The sequence below is a fragment of the Streptomyces lavendulae subsp. lavendulae genome (genome assembly GCF_002803845.1).
Taxonomy (GTDB): Bacteria; Actinomycetota; Actinomycetes; order Streptomycetales; family Streptomycetaceae; genus Streptomyces; species Streptomyces lavendulae.
Genome location: NZ_CP024985.1, coordinates 5,059,971 through 5,074,873, shown reverse-complemented (window position 1 = coordinate 5,074,873; position 14,903 = coordinate 5,059,971). Strand labels below are relative to the sequence as shown.

At 71.9% G+C, this 14,903-nt stretch carries 14 protein-coding genes and 1 riboswitch; of the genes, 3 read left to right on the top strand and 11 right to left on the bottom strand.

The genetic code is table 11. The features are described 5' to 3' along the window. Positions 1–15 precede the first annotated feature (15 nt). Together SLAV_RS22510 and SLAV_RS22505 are read right to left on the bottom strand one after the other, a co-directional pair. Positions 16–1,383, bottom strand: coding sequence for an SAM-dependent methyltransferase (locus SLAV_RS22510; protein WP_030231832.1), 1,368 nt, complete (start codon positions 1,381–1,383; stop codon positions 16–18). A gap of 165 nt (positions 1,384–1,548) precedes the next feature. After that, positions 1,549–2,934, bottom strand: coding sequence for an NAD(P)/FAD-dependent oxidoreductase (locus tag SLAV_RS22505; RefSeq protein WP_037687579.1), 1,386 nt, complete (start codon positions 2,932–2,934; stop codon positions 1,549–1,551). 560 nt (positions 2,935–3,494) lie between these two features. On the opposite strand from SLAV_RS22505, the gene SLAV_RS22500 reads away from it, so the two are divergent. Together SLAV_RS22500 and SLAV_RS22495 are read left to right on the top strand one after the other, a co-directional pair. After that, positions 3,495–3,767, top strand: coding sequence for a type II toxin-antitoxin system Phd/YefM family antitoxin (locus tag SLAV_RS22500; protein WP_030231838.1), 273 nt, complete (start codon positions 3,495–3,497; stop codon positions 3,765–3,767). Further along, complete coding sequence (locus tag SLAV_RS22495; RefSeq protein WP_030231841.1) at positions 3,764–4,033, top strand: type II toxin-antitoxin system RelE family toxin; 270 nt, start codon at positions 3,764–3,766, stop codon at positions 4,031–4,033. Before SLAV_RS22500 ends, SLAV_RS22495 begins: the two co-directional genes overlap by 4 nt. 71 nt (positions 4,034–4,104) lie before the next feature. Here SLAV_RS22495 and SLAV_RS22490 read toward each other — a convergent pair whose 3' ends face one another. From SLAV_RS22490 to SLAV_RS22460, 7 genes are all read right to left on the bottom strand, one after another. Continuing rightward, positions 4,105–5,046, bottom strand: a complete 942-nt coding sequence (locus tag SLAV_RS22490; RefSeq protein WP_030231842.1) for a Ppx/GppA phosphatase family protein — start codon at positions 5,044–5,046, stop codon at positions 4,105–4,107. Then, entirely contained in the window at positions 5,043–5,585 is a 543-nt protein-coding gene (locus tag SLAV_RS22485) for a DUF501 domain-containing protein (protein ID WP_030231845.1), read from the bottom strand. The genes SLAV_RS22490 and SLAV_RS22485 overlap by 4 nt, the downstream gene beginning before the upstream one ends. Positions 5,586–5,655: 70 nt before the next feature. Beyond that, positions 5,656–6,144 (bottom strand): FtsB family cell division protein, encoded by a 489-nt coding sequence (locus tag SLAV_RS22480; RefSeq protein WP_030231848.1) that lies wholly within the window; start codon positions 6,142–6,144, stop codon positions 5,656–5,658. 99 nt (positions 6,145–6,243) lie between these two features. Then, the gene (eno, locus tag SLAV_RS22475) at positions 6,244–7,530 is read right to left on the bottom strand and encodes a phosphopyruvate hydratase (protein WP_030028493.1); all 1,287 of its coding nucleotides are present in this window, start codon (positions 7,528–7,530) and stop codon (positions 6,244–6,246) included. Positions 7,531–7,945: 415 nt separating this feature from the next. Next, on the bottom strand, positions 7,946–8,698 hold the full coding sequence (locus tag SLAV_RS22470; protein WP_030231854.1) for a LysM peptidoglycan-binding domain-containing protein: 753 nt from the start codon (positions 8,696–8,698) through the stop codon (positions 7,946–7,948). Positions 8,699–8,700: 2 nt separating this feature from the next. Then, positions 8,701–8,870, bottom strand: a riboswitch (cyclic di-AMP (ydaO/yuaA leader). A 274-nt stretch (positions 8,871–9,144) separates the two neighbouring features. Continuing rightward, positions 9,145–10,167 (bottom strand): LysM peptidoglycan-binding domain-containing protein, encoded by a 1,023-nt coding sequence (locus SLAV_RS22465; protein ID WP_030231857.1) that lies wholly within the window; start codon positions 10,165–10,167, stop codon positions 9,145–9,147. A 136-nt stretch (positions 10,168–10,303) separates the two neighbouring features. Continuing rightward, complete coding sequence (locus SLAV_RS22460; protein WP_030231860.1) at positions 10,304–11,587, bottom strand: cytochrome P450 family protein; 1,284 nt, start codon at positions 11,585–11,587, stop codon at positions 10,304–10,306. Positions 11,588–11,708: 121 nt separating this feature from the next. On the opposite strand from SLAV_RS22460, the gene SLAV_RS22455 reads away from it, so the two are divergent. Further along, complete coding sequence (locus SLAV_RS22455; protein WP_234333664.1) at positions 11,709–12,914, top strand: globin domain-containing protein; 1,206 nt, start codon at positions 11,709–11,711, stop codon at positions 12,912–12,914. Between the two features lie 16 nt (positions 12,915–12,930). Here SLAV_RS22455 and SLAV_RS22450 read toward each other — a convergent pair whose 3' ends face one another. Both SLAV_RS22450 and SLAV_RS22445 read right to left on the bottom strand, forming a co-directional pair. Continuing rightward, entirely contained in the window at positions 12,931–13,995 is a 1,065-nt protein-coding gene (locus tag SLAV_RS22450) for a nucleoside triphosphate pyrophosphohydrolase (RefSeq protein ID WP_030231866.1), read from the bottom strand. Between the two features lie 145 nt (positions 13,996–14,140). Next, positions 14,141–14,767, bottom strand: coding sequence for a SurA N-terminal domain-containing protein (locus tag SLAV_RS22445; protein ID WP_030231868.1), 627 nt, complete (start codon positions 14,765–14,767; stop codon positions 14,141–14,143). Between the last annotated feature and the right edge of the window lie 136 nt (positions 14,768–14,903).

Here is a 14,903-nt window from a genome sequence, read left to right as displayed (position 1 = left end):
GTCGCCGCTACGCCGTCACGCGCCCCACGTGCGCGCCCTCAGCGGCAGCCCCGAAGCCCCTCCGCCCCCGGGCCGTACCGCCAGGATCTGGTTGACCCCGAGCCGGGCGTGCTCGAAGCCGAGCGCGGAGGCCGCCATGTAGAGCAGCCAGACGCGGGCGCGGCCGGGCGAGGTGAGGCGCACGGCCTCCTCCCAGTGCTCCTCCAGCCGCGCCACCCAGGCCCGCAGGGTGAGCGCGTAGTGCTCGCGCAGCGCCTCCACGTCGCGGACCTCGAAGCCGGCCCGCTCCAGTTCGGCGACGGTCGTGCCGACCGGGGACAGCTCCCCGTCGGGGAAGACGTAGGCGTCGATGAACTCGTCGACCCGGTACGCCTCTTCGTCGGGCTCCGGCGGACGCGCGATCTGGTGGTTGAGCAGCCGGCCGCCGGGGGCGAGCAGAGCGTGCAGGGTGCGGGCGTACTCGCGGTAGCGTTCCGCGCCGACGTGTTCGGCCATCCCGATGGAGGAAATGGCGTCGTACGGGCCGTCCTTGACGTCCCGGTAGTCCTGTACCCGGATCTCGATCCGGTCGGTCAGGCCCTCCTCGGCGATCCTCTTGCGGGCGTAGGCGGCCTGTTCCCGGGAGAGGGTGACCCCGGTGACCCGGACCCCGTACTCCCGGGCCGCGTGCAGGGCCATGGAGCCCCAGCCGCAGCCGACGTCGAGGAGGCGGTCGCCCTCCTTCAGGCCCAGCTTGCGGCAGACCAGGTCCAGCTTGTCGCGCTGGGCCTCCTCCAGCGTCCCGCCGGGGCTCCAGTAGGCGCACGAGTAGACCATCGAGGGCCCGAGCACGTGCTCGTAGAAGGCGTTGCCCACGTCGTAGTGGTGGCTGATGGCCTGGCGGTCGCGGCCCTTGGAGTGGACCGGCCCGCCCCTGCGGACCGCCTCCTCGGCGGGCGGCGCGGGAGCCGCCCAGGGCCGGGCCAGGGCCACGAGGTCCCGTACGGCGGCCCGGCTCGCCGGATCGCGGAGTAACGCGGCCGTCCCGGCGGCGCCGGAGGGCAGGTGGGGGCGCAGGGCGGTGAGCTTGCCCAGGCCCGTGCGGGGCGCCGGCGTGGCGGGGGCCTCGGCGGGCTCCCGTTCCCAGAGCAGTCCGGCCACCCGGTCCAGCACCTCGAACAGGTCGCCCTCGACGGTCAGGTCCCCGGCGACCCAGGCGCGGGCCAGCCCGAGTTCTCCGGGCATCCACAGGACGCGGCGCAGTGCGCGCCGGTTGTTGACCACGAGGGTGGGGCCGGTGGCGGGACCGGCTTCGCTGCCGTCCCAGGCCCGTATGCGGACGGGCAGGGGGGCGCCCAGCAGGGTTTCGGCAAGAGCGGCCAGCCGCGGCGCGGCGTCGGTCATCGTAGGCACCTCCATAAGTTCCGACCGAACGGCCTACCCGTTTCGGGCACGCGTCAATCAGAACCGGCGCCGGGTACGCCGAAGGGGCCGCCCGCACCACGGATGGCGGGCGGCCCCTTCGGGGACGTACGGGTACTGCTCGGGTTCCTGCCGGTGGCTACCGGGTCAGGAGGCCTTGGCCTTCTGGGCCGGTGCCGCGGCGGCGGCGGGGGCCGGAGCCGGCTTGGCGGCCTCGTAGAACTCCTCGCGCGGGGTCTCCAGCGCTCCGAGGGAGACGACCTCGCGCTTGAGGAACATGCCGAGGGTCCAGTCGGCGAAGACGCGGATCTTGCGGTTCCAGGTCGGCATGGCCATGCCGTGGTAGCCACGGTGCATGTACCAGGCGAGCCGGCCCTTGAGCTTGATCTTCATCTTGCCCATGACGATCATCGCGACGCCCTTGTGGAGGCCGAGGCCCGCCACCGCACCCTTGTTGGAGTGCGCGTACTCCTTCTGCGGGAAGCCCCGCATGCCGGAGATGACGTTGTCGCCGAGGACCTTGGCCTGGCGCAGCGCGTGCTGGGCGTTCGGCGGGCACCAGGCGTTCTCGACGCCGGCCTTGCGGGAGGCCATGTCGGGAACCTGGGCGTTGTCGCCGGCGGTCCAGATGTAGTCCGTGCCCTTGACCTGGAGGGTCGGCTCGGCGTCCACGTGGCCGCGGGGGCCGAGCGGCAGGCCGTAGCGGGCCAGGACCGGGTTGGGCTTGACGCCCGCGGTCCACACCAGGGTGTTGGAGTCGACCTCAAGGCCGTTCTTCAGCACCACGTGGCCGTCCACGCAGGAGTCCATGGAGGTGTTGAGGTAGATCTCGATGCCGCGCGACTCAAGGTGCTCCTTGCCCCAGGTGCCGAGCTTGGGCCCGACCTCGGGAAGGATCTTGTCGGCCGCGTCGACCAGGATGAAGCGCATGTCCTCGCGCTTGATCGTGGAGTAGTACTTCACGGCGTCGCGGGCCATGTCCTCGACCTCGCCGATCGTCTCGGCGCCGGCGAAGCCGCCGCCGACGAAGACGAAGGTGAGTGCCTTGCGGCGGACGTTCTCGTCCGTCGTGGACTCGGCCTTGTCGAGCTGCTCAAGGACGTGGTTGCGCAGGCCGATGCCCTCCTCGACGCCCTTCATGCCGATGCCCTGTTCGGCGAGGCCGGGGATCGGGAAGGTGCGGGAGACGGCGCCGAGCGCGATCACCAGGTAGTCGAAGGGCAACTCGTACGCCTCGCCGACCAGCGGCGTGACGACGGCGACCTTGCGGTCCTGGTCGATGGTGGTGACCCGGCCGGTGAGAACCTCCGCCTTGGGCAGCACGCGTCGCAGCGGGACGACGACGTGCCGAGGCGAGATGCTGCCTGCGGCCACTTCGGGGAGGAAGGGCTGGTAGGTCATGTACGACCGCGGGTCGACGACCGTGACGGTCGCCTCGCCGTAGCGCATCTTCTTCATGATGCGCTTGGCCGCGTACAGGCCTACGTACCCACCTCCTACAACGAGGATCCTGGGACGCTCCGTGGTGCTCATGGAATGAGTATCCAGCACCCCAAGGGGTGACGCTCGTGAGCCCCTTCACAAGGTGCGGTAGACCCTCTGCTACACTGCGCGGCCCACGTGACCCAGATCATGGCACGCAACGGGAACCGGAGTGGATCAAAAATCGTTGTTCACCCGTCCTGAACTGGCCTCCAAGGCCTGAACCGGACTGGACCACTGGTCTTCGTCCATACCTCTGATACGAAACCCGCAGCCCTACTTCTTCGCACAAACACACGGAGAAACGGCCTCGCGACCCCCGAGAACCCTTCGAAGGGCCCTTCCTGGGGCCCAGCAGGCCTCTTTTCCTTGTGAAGAACTTCACGAAGTTCGTGTGGAGGAAGGGACTTTCGGCCTCCGCGAGCCCTCCGCCCGGCCTCCGCCCGGCCTCCGCTCGGTCCTCGCTCGCCCCGACCGCGATCGCGCCATCGGGCGGAACACGATGTTCAGCCACCGGCAGGACCACGCGATGCCGTGCAGCATCCCCGGTGAACCCGCACCGATTCGGCGCCGGACAGGCGCGTGTACACACCCGCGCGTACACTCCTGTCATGAGTGAGAACGCCGTGACCGTGCGCGAAGCCCGTGCCCATCTCGCGGACCACATCAATCGGGCGGAGCAGGGCGCTCCGACCATCATCACCCGTAACGGTGCCCCGGTGGCCGCCCTGGTCCCCATCGCGGACTTCAACGCGCTCGAACAGGCGGCCGACGAACTGCTCGCCCGCGAGGCGGAGGCCGTGCTGGCCGAAGGCGGCCCGACCGTGACCATGGCCGAGCTGCTGGCCGACCTGTTCAGCGAACGGGGTGACGGCGCGGCGTGAAATACGCGTTCCGGTTCACCACCGCGGCACAACGGCGACTCCGGGCCATCGACAAGCCGGCCGCGATGCGCATCCTCGCCGCGCTGACCGCGTTGGGGGACGACCCCTTCCGCGAAGACGCCGACATCGAGAAGCTCAACGGCCCCTCCGGCCTCTACCGGCTTCTGGTCGGCAGCCACCGGATCGCCTACCAGGTCCTGGACGGCGAGCTCGTCATCCTCGTCGTCAAGGTCGGAGACCGCCGCGACGTCTACCGCGGGATCTGAGCACGACGGCGGCCCTCCGGTCTGTGGACCGGAGGGCCGCCGTGCTGGGGTGCTGCGGGGCGGGGTCGCGGTCAGGCCGCGGACCAGGCGATGCCGTCGAGGATGTCGTGCTCCGAGACCACGACCTCGGCCGCTCCCGTGCGCTCCATGATCGCGAGGAGGACCAGGGCGCCGGCGCCGATCACGTCGACCCGGCCCGGGTGCATCACCGGGATCGCGGCGCGTTCGGCGTGCGTCGAGGTGAGCATGCGCTCGCTGATCTCGCGGACCCGCTCGTAGGGGATCCGGGAGTGGTGGATCGCCGAGGAGTCGTACTCCGCCAGGTCCAGGGCGATCGCGGCGACCGTGGTCACCGAGCCCGCCAGACCCACCAGGGTGCGGGCCTCGTCCAGCGGGACCGTCAGCCCGGCCAGGTCCAGGGCCGCCTCGATGTCGGCGCGCATGGCGGCGACCTGCTCCGCGGTCGGCGGGTCGGTGACCTGCCCGTCCACGACCAGGTGGCGCTCGGTCATCCGGACGCAGCCCACGTCCACCGAGCGGGCCGCGCGCACGTGCTCCTCGCCGACCACGAACTCCGTGGAGCCGCCGCCGATGTCCACGACCAGGAAGGGCCGCTCCAGGTGGGTGTGGCCGGTGAGCTCCCGGGTGGCGCCGGTGAAGGAGAACTCGGCCTCCTGGTCGCCGGAGATCACCTCGGGCTCCACGCCCAGGATGTCCAGGACGCCCCGGACGAAGTCGTCCCGGTTCTCGGCGTCCCGCGAGGCGGAGGTGGCCACGAAACGGACCCGCTCGGCCCCCAGCTCCTTGATCACCGCGGCGTACTCGCGGCAGGCCGCGAAGGTGCGCTCCAGCGCCTCCGGGGCCAGCCGGCCGGTCCGGTCCACGCCCTGGCCGAGCCGGACGACCGTCATCCGGCGGTCCAGCTCGATGAGCTCGCCGGTGGCCGGGTCGCAGTCCGCGACGAGGAGGCGGATGGAGTTCGTACCGCAGTCGACTGCCGCGACCCGGGTCACGCTTCCGCCTCCGCCTTCTTCTCCCCGCACGGGGTGACGCAGGCGCCCTTGGCCCACCACTCGGGCAGCATCGCCAGGGCCTCGTCGCCGAAGGGGTTCACGCCGGGGCCCGCGGCCAGCGAGTGGCCGACCAGCACGTGCAGGCACTTCACCCGGTCCGGCATGCCGCCGGCGCTGGGGAAGCCCTGGAGCACCTCGATGGCGTCGCGGCGCTCGATGTAGTCCTCGTGCGCCCTGCGGTACGCGGCGGCGAGCTCCGGGTCCTCGGCGAGACGGGCCTGCATCTCCTTCATCACGCCGTTGGCCTCCAGCGTGCCGATCGCGGAGGCCGCGCGCGGGCAGGTGAGGTAGTAGAGCGTGGGGAAGGGGGTGCCGTCGGGGAGGCGCGGGGCGGTCTCCACGACGTCCGGCTGGCCGCAGGGGCAGCGGTGCGCGATCGCGCGCAGCCCGCGCGGGGGGCGGCCGAGCTGCTGCTGGAACGCGTCGATGTCCGCGTCGGTCGGCTCGGTCCGGTCGGTCTGGGGCGGGGGCGTCTGCATGCCTGGAGGAAGTCTCTTCGTTCTCGTGGGTGGGTGCGGGGCGGAGCGGTGCGGTGCCGTGCCGGCGGTCTCACTCGCCGGGGCGGTCGGCCTTGTCGACGCCGTCCCAGACGTTGGAGTACCAGGGGCGGTCGGATCCCGACTGCCCGCCGCGGCGGTGTTCCGCGGCCCCGGCTCCGGGGTCGGTCATGATGTAGCCGACCTCCCCGGGGCGCAGGAAGTGCAGGTGCCTGCGCGCCTGCTGCTCCGCGTAGGCGGGGTCCTGCCAGCGGGCCTTCTCGTCCCGGAGCTGGTCGAGGCGCTTGCGCGCGTCGTCGGCGGCCCGCTGCTGGTCCGCGATCTCCGAGCGCTGGGAGACGTACTGGCGCATCGGATACGCGAGGGCGACGACCAGGGTACAGAGGACGAGCACCAGCAGGGCCGCCCGGCCGGTGAGCCGGCTGCGCCGGACGTGCCGGCGGGACTGCGAGCGGTAGACGTGGGCCGCGGTACGTTCGCCGAGCTGCTTGAGCCTGGTCGCCGTCGAGAAGGTGGAGAACCGATCCCGGTTCCCGGCCATGGTCCCGCCTCCCCTGGTGCGTACTACGCAAATACGTCCCCGCACACGGTACGGGACCGAGTGCGGGGACGTACGGAGGCCAGCGCCGAGAGGGGGTGATTAGCCCTTGAAGCGCGGGAACGCCGAGCGGCCCGCGTACACGGCGGCGTCGTCGAGGATCTCCTCGATGCGCAGCAGCTGGTTGTACTTGGCGACGCGGTCCGAGCGGGCCGGGGCGCCGGTCTTGATCTGACCGCAGTTCACGGCGACGGCGAGGTCGGCGATGGTGACGTCCTCGGTCTCGCCGGAGCGGTGCGACATCATGCACTTGAAGCCGTTGCGCTGGGCCATCTCGACGGCGTCGAGGGTCTCGGTCAGCGAACCGATCTGGTTCACCTTCACGAGCAGGGCGTTCGCGGAGCCCTCCTCGATGCCGCGGGCCAGGCGCTCCGGGTTGGTGACGAAGAGGTCGTCGCCGACGATCTGGACCTTGGCGCCCAGGCGGTCGGTGATGGTCTTCCAGCCGGCCCAGTCGTCCTCGAACAGCGGGTCCTCGATGGAGACCAGCGGGTACGCCTCGACGAGCTCGGCGTAGTAGTCGGTCATCTCGGCGGCCGAGCGGGACTGGCCCTCGAACTCGTACTTGCCGTCCTTGTAGAACTCGGACGCGGCGACGTCGAGCGCGAGCGCGATGTCCTTGCCGGGGGTGTAGCCGGCCTGCTTGATGGCCTCGATGATGAGGTCGAGCGCGGCGCGGTTGGACTCCAGGTTCGGGGCGAAGCCGCCCTCGTCGCCCAGGCCGGTGGAGAGGCCCTTGGTGTGCAGGACCTTCTTGAGGGTGTGGTAGACCTCGGCACCCCAGCGCAGCGCCTCGGAGAAGGACTCCGCGCCGATCGGGGCGATCATGAACTCCTGGATGTCGACGTTGGAGTCGGCGTGCGACCCACCGTTGAGGATGTTCATCATCGGAACGGGCAGCAGGTGCGCGTTCGGGCCGCCGAGGTAGCGGAAGAGCGGCAGGTCCGAGGCCTCGGACGCGGCGTGCGCGACGGCGAGGGACACGCCGAGGATGGCGTTGGCGCCGAGGGAGCCCTTGTTGTCGGTGGCGTCCAGGTCGAACATGGCCTGGTCGATCAGGCGCTGCTCGGTGGCGTCGTAGCCGACGAGCTCCGGGCCGATCTGCTCGATGACGGCGAGGACGGCCTTCTCGACACCCTTGCCCATGTAACGGTTGGGGTCACCGTCACGGAGCTCGATGGCCTCGAACGCTCCGGTGGAGGCGCCGGACGGGACGGCAGCACGGCCGGTGCTGCCGTCGTCGAGGCCCACCTCGACCTCGACCGTGGGGTTGCCTCGGGAGTCCAGGATTTCCCGGGCTACGACGACGTCGATGGACGGCACGAGCATCTCCTTCTGGGATGTGACGCTGGGTGTGCGGTGGCGGGTGGCCGTGGGACGGCCTTGCCGACTAGAGCCTAACCGGCTCGGGGCACCGGTCCGCCCGACCGCCCGGCTCCTGGGACGAAAAAGGGCCCGAATACCCGTGTTCCAGGACATAGAGCCCTGGAAAAGTCCCTTCCCGACCGGTCCCTGACGTGCCGTGCCGTCGTGCCGCGCGGGCGGGCGGACACCCGGCCGCGGGCGCGCGGGAGCCCGCCCCGAACCGGCGCGCGGGACCGCGACGGGCACGGCCGGGCCGGAACGCGGCGACGCCCGGCGCGCAGGGGAATGCGCGCCGGGCGTCGATGCCGCGGGCCGTGCCGGGGTGGTGCTCACCCGTGCGCCGGACCCGGGGTCCGGCGCGCGGGTGTTACGCGGGAATTCAGCTGAGCTTCAGCTTCTGCCCCGGGAAGATCATGTCGGCGTCGTCGACGATGTCCTTGTTGAGCTCGAAGAGCTTCTCCCAGCCGCCCTTGACGCCGTTGGCCTGGGCGATGGTGCCGAGGGTGTCGCCCTCCTTGACCTCGTACGAGCCGTTGCCGGTCTTGACCGTGCCGGTCGACGGGGCCTCGGCCTTCGGGGTGGACGGCTTCGCCGGGGCGGGCTTGGACGGGGTCCAGTTGCCGGAGCCGGAGCCGGAGGCCTTGGTCTCGGTGTCGGCCTTCGGCGTGGAGGGCTTCGCCGGGGCGGGCTTGGCCGGGGCCGGCTTGGTGTCGGGCTTCGGCTTCGACGGGGTGGCGGTCGAGCCGCCGCCGTTGTAGGCGGAGTTGGACAGGCCGACGCCGCAGGACGGCCAGGCGCCCTTGCCCTGGCCCTTGAGGACCTTCTCGGCGATGGCTATCTGCTGGCTCTTGGAGGCCTGGTTGGCCTGCGCGGCGTACGCCTTGCCGCCGTACGCGGCCCACGTGGAGGACGAGAACTGCAGGCCGCCGTAGTAGCCGTTGCCCGTGTTGATGGACCAGTTGCCGCCGGACTCGCAGGAGGCGACCTTGTCCCACTCGCTGACGGTGGCGGCGCTCGCGGAGCCCGCGGCCATCAGCGGGGCGGCGACGGCGACACCGGCGACACCGGCGAGCGTGACGATGCGGACGGCCTTGGAGCCGCGACGGTGCTTGCCCTTGCCGGAAAGCAGCATGGAGTTCTCCTCACCGACGCCTTCGAGGTGAGCTGTCGGGTTCGGGCGGATGAGTTGCCCGGTCACGTGTCGAGCACGTGGCTTAACCCCTAGCCGGTCGTGACCGTCTCTCAACGGCCTTTCCCGGCGCCTACCTTGGTTCCCCCGCTCCTGCCTTCGGCGCTTGCGCGACGACTGTTCCCTCCGTCCGCCGGCAGGATTCGGCGATGCGGTCGAAGGAGCCCGCGGTGGCGAGCGATTCAGAAGGTAGACAGGTCTCTCCCCGATGTTCAACGCGCGACATCAGGGAGAAACCGGCCTACTTGCATTCCTCAAATGGGCGTTTTCGCAGGTGAGGGCGGGGTTTGCGGAAGTTCCGGAACGAGACACGCCAGTTGACCGGAAGAGACGCATGTCTCATTTACCGATAACGGACATTCAGGTCTTTCCGGATGCCCGAACTGCCCCTATTTCTTGGTTAGATCCAGATTCTGGCCGGGCTTGATGAGGTCCGCGTCCCCGCCGATGACCTGCTCGTTGGCCTGGTAGAGGGCGGTCCAGCCCCCCTTGAGCCCCTTGGCGTTCGCGATGTCGGTGAGGCTGTCGCCCGGCTTGACCGTGTACGTGGGGTCCGGGGTGCCCGACGCCGTACCGGGCGCGGTCGCCACCTCGACGGCCGCCGGACCGCGGTGCTTGCCCGCACCCTCGCCCTTCTCCGCGGCCGCGGAGGTGGGGCTGGGGGTGGCGCCGGGGGTGGTCGGGGCCGGGGAGGCCGTCGGGTCCACCGGGGCGGTCGGGGAGATGGGGGCCGTCGGGGAGACCGGGGCGGTCGGGTCCACCGGGGTGGTGGGGCTGACCGGGGGCGTGGTGGCCGGCTGGGTCGGGTCCGGGTCCGGCATGACGGGCAGTCCGGTGTTCGGGCCCAGCGGGTAGTCGGGCAGGCCGCTCGGGCTCGTGGAGGGGGATGCGCCCGGCGTCCCCGGCTGCGGGGTCGGCGCCCCGAAGTCCGTGGCGCGCCCGCTCGAACTCGTGTCGGGCACGGCGGTGTCCGGCCGGGTCGGGGTCGGGGCGACCGGCCCGCGGCGGTCGCCGGGGTCCACCTGGGGCGCCGGCCCCTGCTGGGTCAGCCCGGCCGAGGCGGAGCACAGCGGCCAGGCCTGGGGGCCCTGGGAGGCCAGCACCGTCTCGGCGACGGCTATCTGCTGGGAGCGGCTGGCGAGGTCGGGGCGCTCCGCGTAGGCGAGTCCGCCCGCGTTCTTCCACTGCTCCAGGCTGAACTGGAGGCCGCCGTAGGCCCCGCTGCCGGAGTTGGCGCTCCAGGTGCCGCCGCTTTCGCAGTCGGCGACCTTGTCCCACGTGGCGGTGTCGGCGGCGCTCGCGTTCGTGGCGGCGAGCAGCGGCAGGGCCAACGCGGAGCCGGTGACTCCGGCGGTGACGACCAGGGCGGGTACCTGGCGGGGGCGTCTGTGGCGGCCGTTCCCGGGAAGCATGTGGCTGCACCTTTCGCATAACGGCGGGGTAACGGCAGAACCTAGCCGCCTTCGAACGGATGTCACAAGTTCGGGCCCGGGCTGACTTCCGGTCAGCCGACCGGTTCCCGCCGCCGGGTTGCCGGACCCCGGTGTTTCAAGGTGTGAAGCGGACCGGGAGCGTGCGCAGGCCCCGCATGATGAGCCCGCCGCGCCAGCGCAGGTCCGTAGGGGGAACGGCAAGTTCCAGATCCGGCAGACGCGTCAGCAAACTCGCGAGCGCCGTCTGGCCTTCGAGACGGGCGAGCGGGGCGCCGAGACAGTAATGGATCCCGTGGCCGTATCCGAGGTGCTGATTGTCACTCCGGGAGAGGTCGAGGGTGTCCGGGTCGGCGAACCGCGCGGGGTCGCGGTCGGCGGCCGCGAGGACCACCAGGACGGGGTCCCCGACGGCGATCTCCTGCCCGCCGAGGGTCAGCGGCTCGGTCGCGAAGCGCCAGGTGGCCAGCTCCACCGGTCCGTCGTAGCGCAGCAGTTCCTCGACGCCGGTCTCCAGCAGGGAACGTTCCCCGGCGGCGAGGGAGTCCTGGAGGCGCGCGCGCTGGTCCGGGTTCACGAAGAGGGCGTGCAGGCCGTTGCCGATCAGGTTGACCGTGGTCTCGAAGCCGGCGAACAGGAGGATGAAGGCCATCGCCGTGGCCTCCGCCTCCGTCAGGTGGTCCCCGTGGTCGCTCGCCCGGATCAGGTCCGAGATGAGGTCATTGCCCAGATCGTCCCGCTTTCGGTGGATCAGTTCCCCGAGATAGGTGCGGATCTGTTTCACGGACCGGGCCACGCCGCCGCGCGGCCCCCCGCCGTGCCGGATCATCATCCCGGCCCAGTCGCGGAAGTCGTCCTGATCCTCGCGCGGTACGCCGAGCATCTCGCAGATGGCGTAGATGGGGAGCGGGAAGGCGAACTCATGGATGAGATCGGCCTCCCCCCGCTCCGCGTCCCCCGCCTTCTCCACGATCCGGTCGATCAGCTGGTCGGTGATCTCCTGCACGCGCGGGGTGAACTCGGCGACCCTGCGCGGGGTGAACGCCTTCGACACCAGCCGCCGCAGCCGGGTGTGGTCCGGCGGGTCGATGTTCAGCAGGTGCGTCATCAGCTCCGCCTTGCGCTCCCCCGGGATCCCGGTCTTGCCCTTGGCGTGCGCGGGTTCCGCGTGGTGCGCCGGGTTCTTGCTCAGCCGCTGGTCGGCGAGGGCCTGGCGGGCGTCGGCGTAGCGGGTCACCAGCCAGGCCTCGACCCCGCTGGGGAGCTTCGTGCGGTGCACCGGGGAGTGCTCGCGCAGCCAGGCGTAGGCCGGGTAGGGGTCGGTCGCGAACTCCCAGTCGAAGAGGGTCGGCCCCTGGGGAGGGGTGCCGTCGGCCGCGGGAGTGGAGGTCTGCTCATGCACCTGACGACGTTATCCCGGCCGGAAGCCGCCATCCCATATGGGCGGTTCGTCGCGGCTGTCCGCAGATGGGCCATCGCTTGACCTCGACTTCCACGACATTCCTACTTTCGGTTCTGTGGACGTGAGGATCTTGAAAAGCAGTTTCGCGGTGGTGGAGAGACGGGCCGAGCACGCGGCCAGGTTCTTCTACTCCCACCTCTTCTGGCACCACCCCGGACTCCGCGCCCTCTTCCCCTCCTCCCCCGAGGACATGGAGCGCCAGCGCGACCGGCTCTTCGCCGCGCTCACCCACGTCGTCGCGCACCTGGAGAGCGGGACCCTCCTCCCCTATCTACGCGACCTCGGCCGCGACCACCGCAAGTTCCTCGTCGGCCCCGAGCACTACGCGGCCGTCGGCGCCAGCCTCCTCGCCGCCCTCGCCCGGACCTCCGGCGAAGCCTGGACCCCCGACGTCGAGAAGGCGTGGACGGAGGCCTACCAGGTCATCGCCGACGCGATGACGGCCGGCGCCGCCGCGAGCGCGGAGCCCCCCTGGTGGGACGCCGAGGTGGTGCGCCACCTGCAGTACGGGGAGGACATCGGCGTGCTCACCCTGCGCCCGCACGTCCCGCTCCCCTACCGGCCGGGCCAGTACGTCAGCGTGAGCAGCGCACGCGTCCCGACGACCTGGCGCACGTACTCCCTCGGCAACGCGCCCCGCCCCGACACCACCGTCGACCTGCACGTGAGCCGGATCGAGGGCGGCCGGCTCAGTACCGTGCTGGTCCGCGACGTCCGGCCCGGCGAGCTGCTGCGGCTCGGCGCCCCGGGCGGCGACCTGGTGCTGCGCCGCGAGGACCGGCCCGTCACCCTGATCGCCGCCGGTACCGGCTGGGCGCCGGTCAGGGCCATGCTGGAGGACCTGGTGGCGCACCCTCCCGATCAGGACGTGCGGCTCTTCGTGGTCGCCCGGGACGCCGCCCACCTCTACGACCGCCCGCTCATCGACGGGTACGCCGCCTCCCGCCGCTGGCTCTCCGTCACCTACATCACCCCCGCCCCCGGGCGGCACCGCAACCAGGCCACCGAGCGGCTGGCCACCGCCCTCGGCCACCGGGGCCTGTGGCGGGAGCAGGACGTCCACCTCAGCGGCCCCGCGCCGTTCGTGGAGGAGACCGCCGGGCTCCTGGAGGAGCTGGGCGCCCGCCCCGACCGGCTCTTCCACGACGCCGTCCCCGCCTCCGGTGCCGCGCGGACCCGGCCCCTGGGCTTCGGCGAGTGGTTCCTGGACCGCCCCGACCCGCACTGGCACAACCCGGCGGGACGCGCCCCGCGCGACACCGGCTGAGCCGCGCGCCGTCGGATCAGCCGACGCCCTCGGCCACCCGGATCGCGTCCCGGTACGCGCGGGCCGCCGCGCGCAGCGCCGTCTCGGGGTCGGTCCCCGCCGCCTCGGCGCGCGCCGCGAGCGCGAGCAGTTCGTACCCGACGCCCTCGCCGCGGGGCAGTTCCACGTCGATGCCGCCCGCCCGGACCCGGCCGGCGAGCTTGGCCGCGAGCGCGAGCCCCGGCTGGCCCAGCGGGATCCCGTCGGTGACCGACTCCCGCTGCTTCTCGACCGCCTTGGTGGCCTGCCAGTGCGCGCTGACGTCCTCGGGGGACTCGGCCTCGGCGTCCCCGAAGACGTGCGGGTGGCGGCGGACCAGCTTGTCCACCAGGTCTCCCGCGACGTCGTCGATGGAGAAGGCCGCCTGCGCCCCCTCCCCTTCTTCTCCCTCTGCCCCTTCTTCTCCCTCTGCCTCTTCTTCTCCCTCTGCCCCTTCTTCTCCCTCTGCCTCTTCTTCTCCCTCTGCCTCTTCTTCTCCCTCTGCGTCCGCCCGGCCGGCCTCCTCGGCGATGCGGGCGTGGAAGAACACCTGGAGCAGCACGTCGCCGAGCTCCTCGCGCAGCGCCGCGCGGTCACCGTCCTCGATCGCCTCGACCAGCTCGTACGCCTCCTCGATGGCGTACTTCACCAGCCCCTCGTGGGTCTGCCGGGAGGTCCACGGGCACTCGCGCCGGACCCGGTCCATGACCTGCACCAGGTCGAGCAGGCGCGCGCCGGGCAGGTCGTAGGAGCCGGGCAGCAGTTCCAGGTCGGGCATGCTGACGCGGCCGGACCCGGCGAGGCGGGCCAGGCCGTCCGTGAGCCGCTGGTCCCCCTCGCCGCCCGGGATCACCACGACCGTACGGCCGCCCGCGCACGCGTCGACGAGCCCGTGCGCGTCGGGCACCTCCCGCGCCACCTCCACCCCCGCCTCGCGCAGGTACGGCAGCTGCGGGTGGGCCGGATCGGCGCACAGCACCAGGTCGGCGGCGCGCAGGGTCCGCCAGGCCGGCCAGGAGAGCAGCCCGGGGGCGACCCGGTGGCTGGCGGTCAGCAGGACGATCCGGCCGGGCCCGGCACCGGCTTCGGCGGGGACGCCGGCGGAGCCGGCGGCGCGGGCGTCGGCGGAGGCGCCGGCGGGAGCTTCGGCGGGGGCGGGTTCGGCGGTGTGGTCGGTCACCCTCCGAACCTACCTCCGCCCGGGCGCGTCAGGCTCCGGCGGGGGCCGCCTGCTCGGGGCGGGTCCGCTGGGTGATCCACGGGGTCTGCTGGTCACCGAGGATGATCTGCTGCGGGTCCCAGCGGCCGTAGCGCGGGTTCACCTCGATGTGCAGGGCCTTCGCCGCCTGCCCGAGCTTGGCCAGGGCCTTGTCCTGGCTGCCGTAGTGCTCGAAGAGCTTGTCGCGCAGCAGCTTGAAGCGGGTGTCCGCCTCCAGCTGGTCCGGCGCCAGCTGCGCCTGCTGCAGCGCGGCCGCCGCGAGCTCCTTCTCCCCGCCCGCCTGCTGCAGCTGCGCCTTGCGGACCTCCTCGATCTCCCGGGTGTTCACGCTCAGGCCCGCGTCGTCGGCGGCCCGCTCCAGGACGGCGGTCTGGATCATCTTGTTGAGCTTGAGGCGCTCCAGTCCGGCGGTCGCCTCGATGAGCTGCGCCCCCTGCCCGGAACGGTTCTGCGCCGTGCGGACGTCGTTGACCTGGGCCTGGAGCGCGGAGGTGGTGATGCGTTCCCCGCCGACGACGGCCGCGGTGCCGGGCCGCGTCCCGCCCGAACAGGCAGCCAGCAGGGGGGCCGCCGCGAGGAGGGCGGCGGAGACGGAGAGCGCTGTGCGACGGTGCAAAGGAGCCTCCAGGGCCGGGAGATTGTGCGTCGGTGCACAAGGGCCGTGCGGTGATCGATGGTATGCAGTCAGGGTGGTACGGGCCACCGCTTCGACCAACGATTCGGGGGGTGTTGGGGTGCGAGTTCACCCCCCG